Origin of the sequence: Dactylosporangium sp. NPDC006015 (assembly GCF_040614215.1) — a bacterium.
Taxonomy (GTDB): Bacteria; Actinomycetota; Actinomycetes; order Mycobacteriales; family Micromonosporaceae; genus Dactylosporangium; species Dactylosporangium maewongense.
The window spans coordinates 1-16006 of sequence record NZ_JBEXUD010000095.1; the positions used below are offsets into that span (position 1 = coordinate 1).

The window sequence follows — 16006 nt, forward strand, 5'->3', positions numbered from 1 at the left end:
CTGGTGTCGCGGGATCAGTTGGCGGCGATGGATCGTCGGGAGATTCTGGCGTTGGTGTTCCGGCCGGGGTTCTCCACGGCGAAGGCGGTCACGAACGTGTCCGGTCGTGGTGTGGGTATGGACGTGGTGAAGACCAACATCGAACGTATCGGTGGTGCGGTCGACGTCGACTCCGTGGTCGGTAAGGGCACCACCTGGCGTCTGACGATCCCGCTGACCCTCGCCATCATTCAGGCGCTCACGATCGAGTGCGGCGAGGAACGGTACGTCATCCCGCAGGTGGCGGTGCACGAGCTGGTGTACCTCGACGGCCAGTCCGGCCGCGTCGTCGAGCACGCGATGGACGCCCCCGTCTACCGGTTGCGCGGCAAGCTCCTGCCGCTCGTCTACCTCGACGACACCCTCGGGCTGCGCCGGGACGGCGACCACAACAAGGACGTCTACGTCGCGGTGCTGCAGGCGGAGGGCAAGCGGTTCGGGCTGGTGGTGGACCGGGTGCTCAACACCGAGGAGGTCGTGGTCAAGCCGCTCACATCCCGGTTCAAGGACATCGGCACGTACGCGGGTGCCACCCTGCTCGGCGACGGCCGCGTCGCGCTCATCCTCGACGTGGCTTCCCTCGCCCGGCGGGCGCACCTCGCCGCCGGCGCGGAACGGACCGACAGCGACACCACCGTGCGCCGCGGCAGCGGCAACGGCGACCGGCTCCTCATCGCCGGTGTCGGTGACCGGCGGGTCGCGATCCCCCTCGACATGGTCACGCGCCTGGAGGAGTTCCCGGTGGAGCGGATCGAGCGGACCGGGAGCCGGGAGGTCGTGCAGTACCGCGACCAGATCCTTCCGGTGCTGCGGCTGTCGCACATGCTCGGCGCGTACGAGACGGAGTCCGGGCCGACCGTACCGGTCGTCGTCTACACCGAGAACGGCCGGTCCGTCGCCCTGGCCGTGGAGAAGATCCTCGACATCGTCGAGGAAGGCCTCGACGACTCCCGCCGCGACTTCGGCGACGACGGCCTGCTCGGCTCCGCCGTCATCCAGCAACGCGTCACCGAGCTCCTCGACGTCCGCCGCGCCATCCTCGCCGCCGACCCGCTCTTCCACACGAAGATCGACACCTCGACCGACCCCTACGACCCGTACCAGTCGGACGCCAGTGCCGACTACACCTACCAGCACGCCGGAGCCTGACCATGGCCAGCCGCCAGTACGCCACCTTCGAGGTCGCCGACCAGCTCTTCGGGCTCGACGTCGCCAAGGTGCAGGAGGTCCTCTCCTTCGACCAGTACACCCCCGTGCCGCTCGCCCCGGAGTCGGTCGGCGGGCTGTTCAACCTCCGCGGTCAGGTGATCGCCGCGGTCGACCTGCGGGTGCAGCTCGGGCTGCCACCCCGCACGAAGAGCGCCGAGCCGGCGATGAACGTGATCGTGAAGACCGAGGAGGAGTCCGTCTCGCTCCTGGTCGACCGGATCGGCGAGGTCGTCACGCTGCAGGACGACACGTTCGAGCCGCCGCCGGACACGCTGCACGGCCCGAGCCGGCACCTCATCACCGGCGCGTTCAAGCTCGACGGCCGGCTGCTGCTCGCGCTGGACACCACGAAGGCCGTCAACACCAGCCAGCCCGGCTCCGGCAACCGCGAGGAATAGTCCATGAGCTGGTTCACCAACCGCGGGGTGCGGACGAAGGTGCTCAGCGCCATCGTCCTGGCCGGCCTCGCGATGATCGCGATGACCGTCGGCGGGCTCCAGGGGCTCAGCGACGCCAACGCGACCACCCGCAAGGTCACCGCCAAGAGCGCGCAGTTCGCCGCCCTGTCCGACATCCGCGACGGCATCACCGACACCCTCGCGGCGCTGTCACCCGACCAGCAGAAGGCCGCCGCGGCGAGCGTCACGGCGGCGATCGGCCGGTACAACGTGGGCGCCGCGGCCGACCGGGCCGCCGACGCCAACGCGGTCGCCGAGGCGATGAAGATCTACGCGACGGTGCGCGACACCGAGATGGTGCCCGCCGCCAACGCCGGCCGGCTGGACCTCTACGTGCAGATCGCCGCGGCCAAGGCCACCCCGCAGATCGTCAAGGCCCAGCAGCTGATCGACAAGCTGCAGGCGACCGAGATCGCCGAGGCCGACCAGTGGCGGGCGGCCGCGCAGGACAACTACGAGGCCAGCCGGATGATGATGATCGCCGCGGCCGTGCTCGGGCTGATCGCGGCGTTCGGCGTCGGCCTGTGGGTGACCTCGCTGGTCGTGCGGCCGCTGCGGCGGGTCGCCGACGTGCTCGGCGCCGTCGCCGCCGGCGACCTGAGCAACCGGGTCGAGGTCACCTCCACCGACGAGGTCGGCGTCATGGCCGAGGCGCTCAACAAGGCCACCGAGAGCATGCGCATGACCGTGCAGACGATGGACCACACCGCCTCGTCGCTCGCGTCGTCCGCCGGCGAGCTCACCGGGGTCAGCGCGCAGATCGCCAGCGGCACCGGCGAGGCCAGCGACCAGGCGAACCTCGTCGCCGCCGCGGCCGAGCAGGTGTCGCGCAACGTGCAGACCGTCGCCGCCGGCGCCGACGAGATGGGGCTGTCGATCCGCGAGATCGCGCAGAACGCCAGCGAGGCGGCGAAGGTCGCCTCGCAGGCCGTGATGGCGGCCGAGTCGACGAACCAGGCGGTCGCCCGGCTCGGCGAGTCCTCCACGGAGATCGGCAACGTCGTCAAGGTCATCACCTCGATCGCCGAGCAGACGAACCTGCTCGCGCTCAACGCGACCATCGAGGCGGCCCGGGCGGGGGAGGCCGGCAAGGGCTTCGCCGTCGTCGCCAACGAGGTCAAGGACCTGGCGCAGGAGACGGCCCGGGCGACCGAGGACATCTCCCGGCGGGTCGAGGCGATCCAGGCCGACACCACCGGCGCGGTCGCCGCGATCGGCGAGATCAGCCAGATCATCTCGCGGATCAACGACTACCAGCTCACGATCGCCTCGGCGGTCGAGGAGCAGACAGCCACGACCAACGAGATGAACCGCAGCGTCAGCGAGGCCGCCACCGGCTCCGTCGAGATCGCCACGAACGTCTCCACGGTCGCCGCCGCGACGCAGAACACGTCACTCAACGTAGCGGAGGCGCAACGGGCGGCTTCTGATCTGTCCCGCATGTCGAGTGAGATGCGCGCGCTCGTCGCACGGTTCAAGATCTGACCGGGCCGGGCGGGGTACGCTCGCAGGACCCCGCCCGCGACCCTTTTGGCTGACAGACCGGGGTGCAGGTGCGTTGCAGACTAGTTGCCATGTACAGCCTGGTTAGCGCCCCCGTTCTCGGCTTCGACCTCTCCCGTCTGCAGGGCGGATCGGCCGCGGCCGATGTGCTGCTTCGCGGACTCTCGCTCACTCAGAGTGACCTTGACGCGGTCGCGTCGGCGCGTGCCGACGACGACTGGGACCGTGTCGACCTGTGGCGTGACGTCGACGCCGCCGCTCAGGAGCGCCGCGCGGTGAACGCCGACGCCGGTGCGCTCACCGTCGTCGAGCGCGCGCCGCTCGGCACCCTCGACGGGCTGCTGCACTGCCTGCGGTACGACATCCTCGACTGGACCTGGGGCAACCGTCCCCCGCAGGCGACGATGCCGACCCCGCAGGTGCGCGCCCCGCGGCAGCGGCAGAGCGAGGTCGCGAGCAAGGCCACCGGCGTGCTGTCCGACGCCGCCGCGGCCGCCTACCTGCGGGAGCTGCTGACCGACGAGTCGCGGCGCCGGCTGAGCGCCCCGTACGCCGCCGCGCTGCGCGCGCTGCCCGAGCCGGAGCACGACCTCGGCCCGCAGAGCGACGAGCTGCGCCAGCTGCTGACCCGCGTCGGCTCGCTGTCGGCCACGGAGATCCGTCAGCTCAACAAGGTCACCGACACCTCGCGCCCCGGCCTGACCGACTGGGCGCCGGCCGTGCACTCCGCGTCGTGGGCCGTCTTCCTCTCCGGCCGGGTCCGCGCCGGCGCGGCCGCGCAGCTGCTGCTCGTGCAGGCCCTGGACCGCTCCGGCGTGCCGGTCAGCGACCGGGCCGGCGGGGTGTGGAACCTGCTCAGCGGCGCCGTCCAGGCGCTCATGGTCCGCGACCTGCTGGACTCCACCACGGCGCGCCGCCTGCTCGACCCGTACTTCACCGCGATGGGCCCGCTGTCCGTCTGAAACGCGCGGGCCGCGACGGCGCGGTCGCTGACGCCCTCTGCCCGGTTTGCTCCGGGGTCTCGACGGCGCGGTTCCTGTTGACCGGGCTTCTCCGGCTCAAACATCGCCCCTGTCCGGTTTGCTCCGGGCAGGGGCGGTTCTTTTGGAATTTCCCTCATCGTCCCCAGAGCACCGCCGATTAGCCCGCTGGAACGTGACGGGCCTCGCATTTCATGAGGCCCCCGGTGCTGGAGGCAGGGGCGCGTGATCTCGGTTCTGGTGGTGGACGACTCGGTCGTCGTCCGGCGTCTGATCACCGACGCGCTCAGCGACGACCCGGAGATCCGCGTGGTCGGCACCGCCCCCAACGGCAAGGTGGCGCTGACCAAGATCGAGCAGCTCCGCCCCGACCTGGTGACGCTGGACATCGAGATGCCGATCATGGACGGTCTCGAGACGCTGCGCGCGATCCGCGCCCTGTACGCCCGGCTCCCGGTCATCATGTTCAGCACGCTGACGGCGGCGGGCGCGACGGCGACCCTGGACGCGCTGTCCGCGGGCGCCAGCGACTACGTGACAAAGCCGGCCAACGTCGGCAGCGTCGCGGAGAGCATCCGGTCGGTCCGTGAGCAGATCATCCCGCGGATCCACGCCCTGTGCGGCGGCCGGCGCACCGCGCTCGCCCCGGCGCGGCCACCGATCGGCACCGGACCCAACATCGGGCCAAAAACGCGCGTCTTCGGCGCCGGCACCGCGGTCGCGCCGCCGCTCGCCCGCCCCGGCGGCAACGCCCTGCCCACCGCGACCCGCCCGCCGGCGACCGCGCCGCCCACCTCGCTGCCGGTGCGCACCGCGCCGCGGTCGGACCGGGTCGAGGTCGTCACGATCGGCTGCTCCACCGGCGGGCCCGACGCGCTGACGACCGTCGTGCGGGCGCTGCCGGCGAACCTGCCGGTGCCGGTGGTCGTGGTGCAGCACATGCCGCCGGTGTTCACCAAGATGTTCGCCGACCGGCTCGACCGCACCGCCGCGCTGACGGTCGTGGAGGCGACCGGCGACATGGCCGTGCGGCCCGGCACGGTCTACATCGCTCCGGGCGACTTCCACCTGGAGGTGCACCGCCGCGGCACCGAGGTGATCACCAAGCTCAACACCGGCCCGCCGGAGAATTTCTGCAGGCCGGCCGTGGACGTGCTGTTCCGCTCGGTGGCGAAGACGTACGGCGGCGCGACCCTCGCGATCATCCTCACCGGGATGGGACAGGACGGGAAGCGGGGCGCCGAGCAGCTACGGACGGCCGGCGCGGAGATCGTCGTGCAGGACGAGGCGACCTCGGTCGTCTGGGGCATGCCCGGCGCGGTGGCGACGGCGGGGCTCGCGCACACCGTCCTGCCGCTGGGCGAGATCGCCCACCATCTCATCAGCCGTACGGCCGGAGGCCGGGGTGCGAAATCCATGGAGGTGACCCGATGACATTGACTGCCCAGGAGTTCGCCTTCATCAGCGGCCTCGTTCGGCGCGACGCGGCAATCGTGCTCGAGGCGGGCAAGGAGTACCTGGTGGAGGCCCGCCTGCTGCCGCTGGCCAGGCAGTCCGGCCTGCCGAGCGTGTCGGAGTTCGTCGCCCGCGCCCAGCAGCGGCCCGAGCCCGAGGTTCACCGCAAGATCGTCGATGCGCTCACCACCAACGAGACGTCGTTCTTCCGCGACGGCGAGCCCTTCAAGCAGCTCGTCGACACCGTGCTGCCGGATCTGCTGGTACGCCGGGCCTCCACCCGCTCGATCAAGGTCTGGTCGGCGGCGAGCTCCAGCGGCCAGGAGCCGTACACGATCGCGATGGTGCTCCAGGACAACCTGCCGCCCGGCTGGTCCTTCGACATCATCGGCACCGACATCTCCACCGAGATGCTGACCCGCGCCGAGGCCGGCCAGTACTCCCAGCTGGAGGTCAACCGGGGACTGCCGGCGCCGCTGCTGGTGAAGCACTTCGAGCGCAACGGCGCGCACTGGCAGGTCGCGCAGTCGTTGCGCAAGAACGTGTCGTTCCGCCGGCTCAACCTGGCCGCGCCGTTTCCCTCCATGGGCCCGTTCGACATCGTGTTCATCCGCAACGTGCTGATCTATTTCGATGTCCAGACGAAGCGGACCGTCCTGCAGCGGGTCGCGGGCACGCTGCGACCCGACGGCTGGCTCTTTCTCGGCTCGGCCGAGACCACGATCGGCATCGACGACAGATTCGAACGGGTGGTCGCCGGCCGGACGTCCGCCTACAAGCTGCGGACCGCACCGAAGACCGCCGCTTCCGTGAGCGCAGTAGGAAAGGGGTGACGCCAGATGCTCACCATGGTGATCGACGATTCGCGTGCGATGCGCCTCATCTTGAAGCGGATCGTGGCACAGCTCGGCTTCGATGTGGTCGAGGCGGGCAACGGCCAAGAGGCGATGGACTACCTCACGGCCAACGTTCTCGACGGTGACGGCGAGATCCCCGGCTTGGCGCTGGTCGACTGGAACATGCCCGAGATGAACGGGCTGGAGTTCGTGACCGCGGTTCGCGCCGAACCCCGCCTGCGCGGGATGACGTTGATGATGGTCACGACGGAGAGCGAACAGAGCCAGATCGTGCGGGCCCTCGCATCGGGCGCGCACGAGTACGTGATCAAGCCGTTCACACCGGACGCGATCATCGACAAGCTGGCGCTGCTCGGCCTCGTCCCGAACGGAGTCGCAGCATGACGAACCCAACCGAGGATGACCTGAAGGTCATCGCCGAACAGGTCTGGTCCTCCTATCTCGACCTGGACGGCGCCAGCCCGCTCGTGCCGCTCCCCGCCGACAAGCATCAGGCCGACGTCACGGCCTCGGTGTCCGTCACGGGCGCCTGGCGGGGCCACGTCCTGGTCAGCTGCTCCGACGCGGCGTCCAGGAACGTCGCGGCGGCGCTGCTGGGCATCGACTTCGACGACGTGGCGGAGGAGGACGTCGCGGACGCCCTCGGCGAGCTGGCGAACATCATCGGCGGCAACGTGAAGAGCCTCCTGCCGGAGCCCAGCGCGCTGTCGCTGCCGCACGTGCACGTCGAGGGGACGCAGGGCCGCTACCCGCACGTGACCGAGGTGTGTCACCTCGAAGGTACCTGGATGGACGAGTCGGTCACCGTGACCGTTCTGGAAAGCACCACCGATCTCGCTGGAGCAATGGCATGAAGATTCTGATCGCCGACGACAGCCGGGTCATGCGGCAGATCGTGACGCGGACCCTCCGGCAGGCCGGCTATGAGGGCCACGACCTGGTCGAGGCGTGCGACGGGCAGGAGGCCTTCGACAAGGCCGTGTCGGAGAAACCGGACCTGGTGCTGTCGGACTGGAACATGCCGCACCTGACCGGTGTCGAGGTGCTGCGGATGCTGCGGGCCAACGGCGACCAGGTGCCGTTCGGCTTCGTCACCTCGGAGGGCACGCCCGAGATGCGACAGGCCGCCGAGGACGCGGGGGCACTGTTTCTGGTCACCAAGCCGTTCACAGCGGACACATTCAAGGACGCACTCGACCCAATTTTGGGATGATTTGAGCTATGTCGCATGTTCTGCCCGTTCCCAAGGCCGTCAAGGATCTCTTTGACGATCTTCTCGGCCGGCCGGTCCAGGTCAACCCGGCCGAGCCCCTCCGAGCCGCCGACGTTCCCAAGACCCTGGTCGCCCTGTACACCGACGAACGCTCGCAGCTGCTCGCCGTGATCGGGATGGACTTCGGGCTCACCGCCTACACGGGCGCCGCGATCGGCCTGATCCCCCCTGGTGGGGCCGAGGCCTGCATCGAGGACAACGAGATCTCCAAGATGATCGGCGAGAACGCCATCGAGGTGTGCAACATCCTCGCCGGTCTGCTCAACCGCGAGGGTGTGCCGCGCCTGAAGCTGTACCAGACGTTCCTGCCGGGCGAGAAGGCGCCGACCGACGCGGTGAACTGGCTGCTGGCGCTGGGGCGGCGGCTCGATCTGATCGTCGACGTCTCCGGATACGGCGCCGGGAAGATCTCCATCGCGCTCGCCGGCTGATCGCTGCCGCGGCTGCGGCCTTTGTACCGGTTTTCCGGTGGCCGCAGCCGCATGATCGGTGTTCCCGAGGTTGGGTGGGCGACATCGTGCAAAAAATTGCGTAGTCATGCACTACGCTTGCGGGCATGACTCGACGACTCGCTGAGGTGGCGAAGTACGCCGGCGTGAGCGAGGCGACCGTGAGTCGGGTGCTCAACGGCAAGCCCGGCATCTCCGACGCTACCCGCACCGCTGTGCTCACCGCGCTCGACGTCCTGGGCTACGAACGCCCGACGAAACTGCGCGGCGAGCGCGCCCGCCTCGTTGGGCTGGTGCTGCCCGAACTGCAGAACCCGATCTTCCCGGCGTTCGCCGAGGTGGTCGCCGGCGCGCTGTCCAAGCGCGGCTTCACGCCGGTGCTGTGCACCCGGACCGCGGACGGCGTCTCGGAGGCCGACTACGTCGAGATGCTGCTGGACCAGCACGTGTCCGGCATCATCTTCTGCGGCGGGCTCTACCATCAGGCCGCCGCGGAGCACGAGCACTATCACCGGCTGCACGAGCGCGGCCTGCCCGCCGTGCTGGTCAATGCCGCGATCGACGACCTGGGCTTCCCACGCGTGTCGGTCGACGACGGGCACGCCGTGGACCAGGCGTTCAACCACCTGGTGTCGCTCGGGCACAAGCGGATCGGGCTGATCCTCGGCCCCGCCGACCACGCCCCGTCCAACCGCAAGCTGACCGCCTTCGAGGCGGCCGCGCAGTACAGCGACACGGTCAACGCCGAGGACGTCGAGCGGGTCATCTTCTCCATGGAGGGTGGCCGGGCCGGCGCCACGCGGCTCATCAAGCACGGCGTCACCGGCATCATCTGCGCCAGCGACGTGCAGGCGCTGGGCGCGATCCGGGCGGCCCGCCGGCTGGGCCGTGAGGTCCCCGACGACATCTCCGTGGTCGGCTTCGACGACTCCCTGTTCATGAACTGCACCGACCCGCCGCTGACCACCGTCCGTCAGCCCATCCAGGCGATGGGGCAGGCCGCCGTCACCCTCCTGGTGAGCCAGGTGGCCGGCACGCTGGTGCCGACCGAGGAGATGCTCTTCGAGCCGGAGCTGGTCGTGCGGGGCTCCACCGGCGCGCTCAAGGTGCCCGCGCCCAAGGCGACGAAGGCGGTCTCGGCCGCGTAGTTCCTCCCGGTTTCAGCGCAGCGCCACGACTCCTGCACGGAGTCGTGGCGCTCTTTCGTTGTGTCCGCAAGAAGGTGTCCGCTGCGCACCGCGATCCTGCGACCGCGTGCGGTCAACGACCTCTGGCCCTCGCTGCGCGCTTTCGGCCGCTTTCGTGCAAGTCCCCGGACCGTGGGAGCGGGTCCATGCAAGCGACTGCCAATGGATCATTAAAATTTTGCAACGGCCCATGGACTTCTTGTGGCGAGTGAGCCTAATCTCTTGCCTACGCCAGGCGGAAACGCCGGCGCGATGAGACGGAAACCGAACAGCAACGCACCTGACGAACGAGTGCATACCGGCAGCCGACCCCATGCTGCGCATCCGTGCGGAGCGGTCCAGGTAGGACGCCCCGGCCCCGCCCCGCACAGCCCCGAACGATCGGCCCAGTCAGTGCAGGGCCGGAACTTCTCCACACCCCAAACAAGGAGCGACGATGAAGTACTCACGTACCACGATGGCGCTGGCCGTCGCGGGTGCGCTGGCGCTCACCAGCACGCTTACCGCGTGCGGCGACGACAAGAAGGAAAGCGCCGACACCAACGCCGCCGTCACGCTCAACGTCGTGGGTCTGCTCCCCGGCGCGAAGCCCGAGGCGCAGCAGGCGCTCGCGGCCGAGGTGGCGGACTTCCAGAAGGAAAACCCGAACATCACGGTCAAGACCAAGGACTACGAGTGGAAGGCCACCACGTTCGCGGCCGACCTCGCGGGTGGCACGCTGCCGACGGTGTTCGAGATCCCCTTCACCGACGCGAAGACGCTGATCGCCAACGGCCAGATCGCCGACATGCAGTCGTCGCTCAGCAGCCTCTCCTACGCCGCGAACTTCAACAAGAACCTGCTGCAGTACGGCCAGGGCCCGGACGGCCACACCTACGCCATCCCGGCGAAGAGCGTCTACGCGGTCGGCCTGCACTACAACCGTGACCTGTTCACCTCCGCCGGTCTCGACCCCAACAAGCCGCCGACGACCTGGGACGAGGTCCGCACCGCCGCCAAGGCGATCGCGACCAAGAACCCCGGCGTGGCCGGCTTCGCCCAGATGGCGAAGGACGCGACCGGTGGCTGGCAGCTGACGGTCGACACGTACGCCCGCGGCGGTCGCCTCGAGGACGGCAAGAAGGCCACGCTCACCAACGACGCCACCAAGGCCTCGCTGCAGTTCCTGAAGGACCTGCGCTGGACCGACAACGCCATGGGCGCCAACTTCGACTACGACTGGACCGGCATCAACCAGGCGTTCGCCGCCGGCAAGGTCGGCATGTACACCTCGGGTCAGGACGTCTACACGAGCCTGGTCCAGACGAACAACATCAACCCGAAGCAGTACGGCCTCACGATGATCCCGCTCACCGGCGGCGACGCGGGCGTGCTCGGCGGCGGCACCATGGCGGCCGTGTCCAACAAGGCCACCGCCAACGAGAAGGCCGCGGCGGTCAAGTGGATCGACTACCACTACCTGCGCAAGTACACCAACCAGGACGCCGCGAAGAAGAACGCCGAGATCCAGGTTGCGAGCAAGCAGCCGGTCGGTACCCCTGAGCTGCCCATCTTCTCGCAGCAGCAGTACCAGACCTACCAGGACTGGATCAAGTCGTACGTCAACGTGCCGCTGGACCAGATGACCGGCTTCACCACCAAGGTCTTCGACGCCAAGCTCGTCAACGAGCCGGCCATCGCCACGCAGGACGTCTACAAGGCGCTCGACTCGGTCGTCCAGGCCGTCCTCACCAACAAGGACGCCAACATCGACCAGCTCCTCACCGACGCCAACACGAAGGCGCAGCGCGCCATCGACGCCGCCGGCTGATCCTCGCTCCACTGACAGACAAACCCGCAAGGTGTGGGCCGTGGGAACACCGCGGCCCACACCGGGGGCTCTGCCCCCGAAACCAGGACGAGGAGTGATGTGGTCGTGAGTGCACCCGGCGCTCTGCGGCAGACCGGTGAGGTGACCCGGCAGGTCCGCCGGCGCAGCCCGGTCACCTGGGTCCAGCGGGGTGGGCTGAGCTCGGTCCTGTTCGCGCTGCCGCTGCTGATCGTCTTCGGCATCTTCTCGTGGTGGCCGATCCTCCGGTCGATCGTCATGAGCTTCCAGAAGACGAACCTCGTCGGCGACCCGACGTGGGTCGGCTGGAAGAACTTCGAGTTCGTGCTCACCGATCCGGACCTGCCCACGGCGATTCTCAACACGCTGTACTTCGCGCTTCTCGCCCTGATCTTCGGCTACCCGATCCCGCTCGTGGCCGCGGTGCTGATGAGCTCGGTCCGCAAGCGCAAGGGCGTGTTCTCGGTGCTCGCCTACCTTCCCGTCGTGGTGCCGCCGGTCGTCGCGGTGCTGCTGTGGAAGTTCTTCTACGACGGCTCCCAGGACGGTGTGTTCAACACGATCCTCGGGTACGTCGGGCTCGGCCCGTACTCCTGGCTGTCCGACACGACGCTCGTCATGCCCTCGCTCGTGCTCGAAGCGACCTGGGCCGCCGCCGGCGGGACCGTGATCATCTACCTGGCCGCGCTGCTGAGCGTCCCGGACGAGCTGTACGACGCCGCCGAGGTCGACGGGGCCGGCATCTGGCGCAAGGTGTGGCACGTGAGCATGCCGCAGCTGCGCGGCGTCCTGCTCATCACGTTCATCCTGCAGATCATCGGTACGGTTCAGGTGTTCCTGGAGCCCTACCTGTTCACCGGCGGTGGCCCGGCCAACGCCACCATCACGATCCTGCTCATGATCTACGACTACGCGTTCGGCCGGTCCCTGGGTGGAAACTACGGCGCCGCGACCGCACTGTCCGTCCTGCTCGCCACGTTCCTGGCGATCCTGTCGCTGGTGTACTTCAAGCTCACGTCCGGCTGGAGCAAGTCATGACCGGCCAGCGAAGCGGCTCGGGCCGGTCATCGGTGGCGCAGTGTTTGGTCATGCGCCCGGAACGAAGTGAGGACGCATGACCGGTCAGCACAGCTCCGAGGGGAAGAGGACCACCATGACCGTCACCGATCCCTCCAGGCACCGGGCGGACGCAGGCGGGTCGATCCAGACGCCCGTCGCCGCGGGGCCGGGCGGTGCCGTCCTCGGCGGGCGGCCGGCGCGCAAGCCCAAGAAGACGCAGCCGGAAGGCACCCGCGGCTACGTCTCGGCGAAGGACTGGCAGAACCCGCGCATCCGCGGCACCATGACGCTCCTGCACGGGCTCCTGATGGCCCTGCTCCTCCTGGTCGGCGTCGGGCCGATGCTGCTGCTGGCGAAGTTCGCCATCACACCCACGCAGGACATCATCCGCACGCCGCTGGCCATTTTCCCGAACGGCGTCCGGCTGGAGAACATCTCCGAGGCGTGGAACGACGTCCAGATCAGCCACTACTTCCTCAACACGATCTGGCTCGCGGCCGGCTCGTGGTTCGTCCAGATGCTCGTCGCGACCACCGGCGGCTACGTGCTGTCCGTCCTGCGGCCCGCCTGGGGCAAGATCGTCAACGGCCTGGTGATCGCCACACTGTTCGTGCCGAGCGTCGTGCTCCTCGTGCCGCTGTACCTCACGATCCTCAACCCGCCCGTGGTCGGCACCTCGCTCATCAACAACTTCCTCGCCGTGTGGTTGCCGTCCGGCGCGAGCGCCTTCAACGTCGTGCTCATGACCCGGTTCTTCGACGGCCTGCCCCGCGAGGTGTTCGAGGCCGCCAGGGTCGACGGCGCCAGCTCGTTCCGGCTGTTCTGGTCGGTCGTCCTGCCGATGTCCAAGCCCATCCTCGGCGTGGTGTCGGTGTTCGCGACGATCGCCAGCTGGAAGGATTTCCTCTGGCCGATGCTCGTGCTCAAGGACCCGTCCAAGCAGCCGCTGTCGGTGCGCCTGCCCGCCATCGCGTCGCAGACCGACCTCGGCGTGTTCCTCGCGGCGCTCGCGATCTCGACGCTCATCCCGGTCGTGTTCTTCATCGCCTTCCAGCGACTGTTCCTCTCGGGCGCCGGACTGGGAGGGGCCGTGAAGGGCTAGCCCTTCGTCAGATCCACCTTGTCGTGTACAGGCAACACCTTCGGGCATAGGCAACACCGAGTGTGAGAAAGCAGGTTCCACGTGGCCGACCAACACCACCAGGCTTGGTGGCGCAGCGCCGCTATCTACCAGGTCTACTTGCGTAGTTTCGCCGACGGCAACGGCGACGGCGTCGGCGACCTGGCGGGCCTGCGATCCAGACTGCCGTACCTGGCGGGCCTCGGGGTCGACGCGATCTGGATCGTGCCGTGGTACCCGTCCCCGCTCGCCGACGGCGGCTATGACGTCGCCGACTTCCGCGCCATCGACCCGATCTTCGGCACCCTCGCGGAGGCCGAGAAGCTGATCGAGGAGGCGCACGCCGCGGGCATCCGGGTCATCTGCGACATCGTGCCCAACCACTGCTCCGACGCTCACGCCTGGTTCCAGAAGGCCCTCGCGTCCTCGCCCGGCTCGCCCGAGCGTGACCTCTTCTGGTTCCGCAAGGGGCGCGGCCCGGAAGGCGAGCAGCCGCCGACCGACCTGCAGTCCATCTTCGGCGGCCCCGCCTGGACCCGCGTCCCCGACGGCGAGTGGTACCTGCACCTCTTCGCCTCCGAGCAGCCCGACTTCAACTGGGACCACCCGGCGGTCCGGGACGAGTTCGAGGACATCGTCCGCTTCTGGCTCGACCGGGGCATCGACGGCATCCGCATCGACTCCGCCGCCGTCCTCATCAAGGACCCCCTCGTCAGCGACAAGTACGAGGACAACGAGGGCATCCACGACGTCTACCAGGCGTGGCGGCGCATCTCCGACACCTACACGCCGCCGCGCGCCCTCATCGGCGAGGTGTGGCTGCCCGACCACGAGGCCTTCGCCCGCTACCTGGCCCCCAACGAGCTGCACACCGCCTTCAACTTCGCGTTCCTCAACGCGCCGTGGGAGGCCGACAAGCTCCGCTACGAGATCGACATGACCCTCGAGGTGCACGCGCCGGTCTCCGCCCCGGCCACCTGGGTCCTGTCCAACCACGACGTCACCCGCGAGGTCACGCGCTTCGGCCGCGAGTCGACCAACTTCTCCTTCGCCGAGAAGCGCTACAACGTGCCCTCCGACCTCGCGCTGGGCAGCCGCCGCGCCCGCGCCGCCGCGCTGCTCATCATGTCGCTGCCCGGCGCGGTCTACCTGTACCAGGGCGAGGAGCTGGGCCTGGAGGAGGTCGAGGACCTCGACGACGCCCTCCGCGAGGACCCGATGTACCACCGCTCCGGCGGCACCAACCCCGGCCGCGACGGCTGCCGGGTGCCGCTGCCCTGGTCCGGTGACTCGGCCCCCTTCGGCTTCAGCCCCGCCGACGCCGCCGGCCAGCCGTGGCTGCCGCAGCCGGCCGCCTGGGCGTCGAAGACCGTCGCCGCGCAGGAGGGCGTCGAGGGGTCGTTCCTCGAGCTGTACCGCGAGGCCCTGCGCATCCGGCGCGCTGAGCCCTCCCTCGGCGACGGCCCCATGCGGTGGCTCGACTCCGCGCCCGACGTCCTCGCCTTCGCCCGCGACGACACCTTCGCCAACGTCACCAACCTCGGCACGGCGCCGGCCCAGCTGCCGCCGCACCGCGAGGTGCTCGTCAGCAGCGTGCCGCTCAACGCCGACGGCACACTCCCCGTGGACGCCTCAGCCTGGCTGCGGCTGTCCTGACCCACGCAGCACCCGCAGACGCCGTCTGGAACCTGGCGCTGGGCCCGGCCGCCACCGAGCCCAGCGCCAGCCGGACCCGACGGCCCACATGCCCCGGGCGGTCGCACAAGTTGGCGGGTGCGACCGCCCGGCCGTAATTCCCCCCGCTGTGCTTCCGCCCCACCGCTGCCGCGGCAGGTCCCGGCGCGGATTCTCACCCGACCGCTCGCACGGCGGGTCCCGGCCGGGATTCTCATCCGCACCCCAATGCGCCGCTCCGCGGCGCACTGCCCGAGCCGAGACGCGAGCCAGGCCAAGCGCCGCATCCGCGCCGCATCCGGTGGTCGCCCACTCCGCCCACGGACCGCAGCGTGCGGGCACACCCAAGCCGACGCCGTTCACCACACGATCGAAGGACAGCCCCGGCCACCCACACCGCCAGATCCGTCTTTGGATCATGCGGTAGGGCGCACATCGCAGCGCCGCCACCGGTCTCGGGCACTCGATCAAGTGCGGTCGCGGCCACCGCACGACCAAATCCGTCCTTGGATCAACTGGTCCGGCGCACATCACTGCAGCACCGTCGTTGCTGGCCCGCGAGCGCTTGATCGAAGGACAACCTTGGCCACCCGCACGACCGGATCCGTTCTTGGATCATGCGGTCGGGCGTACATCGCAGCGTCGCCGTCGGTCTTGGGCGCTCGATCAAGTGCGGTCATGGCCACTGCGCCGCCGGATCCGTCCTTGGTTCACGCGGTCTGGCGCACATCACGGCAGCACCGCTGTCGCTGGCCTCCGTGCACTTGATCGAAGGACAGCCCTGGCCACCCGGGCCGGTTCAAGAGGTGGTTGCAACACTCGAGTCATGATCGATGGATGGGTGTGTGCGGCTGATGGCGTCACGGTTGTCGTTGGCGGAGCGGGAAGAGATTGCGATTGGGTTGGAGCGGGGTG

At 69.3% G+C, this 16006-nt stretch carries 15 protein-coding genes; all 15 read left to right on the forward strand.

Annotated elements, in window-relative coordinates; all coding sequences use genetic code 11:
* On the forward strand, positions 1-1188 hold a 1188-nt coding region (locus ABZ321_RS57605), incomplete at its 5' end, for a chemotaxis protein CheW (RefSeq protein WP_354905490.1).
* Between the two features lie 2 nt (positions 1189-1190).
* Positions 1191-1646: a chemotaxis protein CheW gene (locus ABZ321_RS57610; RefSeq protein WP_344515592.1), complete on the forward strand. Its 456-nt coding sequence runs from the start codon at positions 1191-1193 to the stop codon at positions 1644-1646.
* A gap of 3 nt (positions 1647-1649) precedes the next feature.
* Positions 1650-3191: a methyl-accepting chemotaxis protein gene (locus ABZ321_RS57615; protein WP_354905494.1), complete on the forward strand. Its 1542-nt coding sequence runs from the start codon at positions 1650-1652 to the stop codon at positions 3189-3191.
* A gap of 89 nt (positions 3192-3280) precedes the next feature.
* Positions 3281-4171: a hypothetical protein gene (locus tag ABZ321_RS57620; RefSeq protein WP_354905496.1), complete on the forward strand. Its 891-nt coding sequence runs from the start codon at positions 3281-3283 to the stop codon at positions 4169-4171.
* Positions 4172-4414: 243 nt separating this feature from the next.
* A complete protein-coding gene (locus tag ABZ321_RS57625) occupies positions 4415-5623 on the forward strand; it encodes a chemotaxis response regulator protein-glutamate methylesterase (protein WP_354905499.1) in 1209 nt (402 codons plus the stop codon).
* Entirely contained in the window at positions 5620-6477 is an 858-nt protein-coding gene (locus ABZ321_RS57630) for a protein-glutamate O-methyltransferase CheR (RefSeq protein WP_344515600.1), read from the forward strand. Before ABZ321_RS57625 ends, ABZ321_RS57630 begins: the two co-directional genes overlap by 4 nt.
* A gap of 6 nt (positions 6478-6483) precedes the next feature.
* Positions 6484-6885, forward strand: a complete 402-nt coding sequence (locus ABZ321_RS57635; RefSeq protein WP_327008657.1) for a response regulator — start codon at positions 6484-6486, stop codon at positions 6883-6885.
* Positions 6882-7355: a chemotaxis protein CheX gene (locus ABZ321_RS57640; RefSeq protein ID WP_344515604.1), complete on the forward strand. Its 474-nt coding sequence runs from the start codon at positions 6882-6884 to the stop codon at positions 7353-7355. The genes ABZ321_RS57635 and ABZ321_RS57640 overlap by 4 nt, the downstream gene beginning before the upstream one ends.
* Positions 7352-7714, forward strand: a complete 363-nt coding sequence (locus ABZ321_RS57645; protein ID WP_344515606.1) for a response regulator — start codon at positions 7352-7354, stop codon at positions 7712-7714. The genes ABZ321_RS57640 and ABZ321_RS57645 overlap by 4 nt, the downstream gene beginning before the upstream one ends.
* 8 nt (positions 7715-7722) lie before the next feature.
* Positions 7723-8205, forward strand: coding sequence for a hypothetical protein (locus ABZ321_RS57650; protein ID WP_344515608.1), 483 nt, complete (start codon positions 7723-7725; stop codon positions 8203-8205).
* A gap of 125 nt (positions 8206-8330) precedes the next feature.
* A complete protein-coding gene (locus tag ABZ321_RS57655; RefSeq protein ID WP_344515610.1) occupies positions 8331-9371 on the forward strand; it encodes a LacI family DNA-binding transcriptional regulator in 1041 nt (346 codons plus the stop codon).
* Between the two features lie 475 nt (positions 9372-9846).
* Positions 9847-11220, forward strand: a complete 1374-nt coding sequence (locus ABZ321_RS57660; RefSeq protein WP_344515612.1) for an extracellular solute-binding protein — start codon at positions 9847-9849, stop codon at positions 11218-11220.
* Positions 11221-11325: 105 nt separating this feature from the next.
* Positions 11326-12276 carry a sugar ABC transporter permease gene (locus ABZ321_RS57665; protein ID WP_344515614.1) on the forward strand — a complete coding sequence of 317 codons (951 nt, stop codon included), beginning with the start codon at positions 11326-11328 and terminating at the stop codon, positions 12274-12276.
* A 115-nt stretch (positions 12277-12391) separates the two neighbouring features.
* Complete coding sequence (locus ABZ321_RS57670; RefSeq protein ID WP_344515616.1) at positions 12392-13399, forward strand: carbohydrate ABC transporter permease; 1008 nt, start codon at positions 12392-12394, stop codon at positions 13397-13399.
* An 81-nt stretch (positions 13400-13480) separates the two neighbouring features.
* Positions 13481-15073, forward strand: coding sequence for an alpha-amylase family glycosyl hydrolase (locus ABZ321_RS57675; protein WP_344515618.1), 1593 nt, complete (start codon positions 13481-13483; stop codon positions 15071-15073).
* Positions 15074-16006: the final 933 nt, after the last annotated feature.

What these genes read in the sequence shown, in the direction of transcription:
- ABZ321_RS57610 (WP_344515592.1), top strand. Translation starts at nt 1,191, where the DNA reads ATGGCCAGCCGCCAGTACGCCACCTTCGAGGTCGCCGACCAGCTCTTC.
- ABZ321_RS57620 (WP_354905496.1), top strand. Translation starts at nt 3,281, where the DNA reads ATGTACAGCCTGGTTAGCGCCCCCGTTCTCGGCTTCGACCTCTCCCGT.
- ABZ321_RS57670 (WP_344515616.1), top strand. Translation starts at nt 12,392, where the DNA reads ATGACCGTCACCGATCCCTCCAGGCACCGGGCGGACGCAGGCGGGTCG.
- ABZ321_RS57635 (WP_327008657.1), top strand. Translation starts at nt 6,484, where the DNA reads ATGCTCACCATGGTGATCGACGATTCGCGTGCGATGCGCCTCATCTTG.
- ABZ321_RS57630 (WP_344515600.1), top strand. Translation starts at nt 5,620, where the DNA reads ATGACATTGACTGCCCAGGAGTTCGCCTTCATCAGCGGCCTCGTTCGG.
- ABZ321_RS57660 (WP_344515612.1), top strand. Translation starts at nt 9,847, where the DNA reads ATGAAGTACTCACGTACCACGATGGCGCTGGCCGTCGCGGGTGCGCTG.
- ABZ321_RS57655 (WP_344515610.1), top strand. Translation starts at nt 8,331, where the DNA reads ATGACTCGACGACTCGCTGAGGTGGCGAAGTACGCCGGCGTGAGCGAG.
- ABZ321_RS57615 (WP_354905494.1), top strand. Translation starts at nt 1,650, where the DNA reads ATGAGCTGGTTCACCAACCGCGGGGTGCGGACGAAGGTGCTCAGCGCC.
- ABZ321_RS57640 (WP_344515604.1), top strand. Translation starts at nt 6,882, where the DNA reads ATGACGAACCCAACCGAGGATGACCTGAAGGTCATCGCCGAACAGGTC.
- ABZ321_RS57650 (WP_344515608.1), top strand. Translation starts at nt 7,723, where the DNA reads ATGTCGCATGTTCTGCCCGTTCCCAAGGCCGTCAAGGATCTCTTTGAC.
- ABZ321_RS57645 (WP_344515606.1), top strand. Translation starts at nt 7,352, where the DNA reads ATGAAGATTCTGATCGCCGACGACAGCCGGGTCATGCGGCAGATCGTG.